Consider the following 857-nt stretch of genomic DNA (forward strand, 5'->3'; position numbering starts at 1 on the left):
CCCAGGATGAGCTTGTTCTGGCCGACATCGCTCAAAACCCGCGACGGCTTGCATATCTCGTCGCCCGGCCACCACGCCGCCGGCGTGACGCTTGCGGAGCTGTCCCGTGCATGTCCGCCAGTGAACGAGCTGCTTCTTTCCTGCGCAGCTTCGATGGTGCAAAGTTCAAGACCTTCTTTATCTGGAGCGAAAGAGTCATCCTTTCGTACATCGAAATAGTAGCGTCGCGTCGGGACCTGCTTTCATCCCCTACGACAGAACAGCGGAACCCGGAAGTTGTTCACGCGGACCGAAGCCTCAAAAAAGAAACGAGGCCCGGGGTGCCTAGGAGTCCGGACCTCGTCACCTCAACGGCCCGGTGCTTCGGGTCGCTCGGTGTGAACGGCAACACACAGCGGATGGGCCAGTTCCGAGTGATCTCGATCAAGCGAACCGCTGTACACTCTGAGCTACGCCAATCGTAGGACCACTCTAGGTGAGGATTGCTAGTTTTGCGTGCCGACCACCGTCCCCGGTTGGCACGGTTTCAAGAGCGGCCCCAGCTTCCCCCCGGCTGGGGCCTTTTCCTTGCCGAATTGGCTAGGAACGAACTTCAAGATAATGATTTGAGTCCGCGCTCAGTAAGGCGCGTACCAATGACCGAGCCGGATCAAGACACCGTGCTGCGGGGTATCGAGGATGCCAGGCGCATCCTTGGAGAATACATTGCACCCGGCCCGCGCGCCGCCACGGCAACGGTGCACCGCCGTTCTCGATAGAGATGAGGTTGTCCACGCTATCGATCGAATGAAGCGACGCCGAACCCTTCGCCTCGTGGAATAGGCCCGCCAGCGTGAACCGGCGGGCCATAGATGCTC

At 59.9% G+C, this 857-nt stretch carries 1 pseudogene; it reads right to left on the reverse strand.

The window, feature by feature from the left end:
* Nucleotides 1-164: pseudogene (locus KJQ96_RS42550) on the reverse strand (hypothetical protein); the annotation flags it as partial.
* Between the last annotated feature and the right edge of the window lie 693 nt (nucleotides 165-857).

The organism is Bradyrhizobium sp. sGM-13, assembly GCF_018398875.1.
Lineage (GTDB): Bacteria > Pseudomonadota > Alphaproteobacteria > Rhizobiales > Xanthobacteraceae > Bradyrhizobium.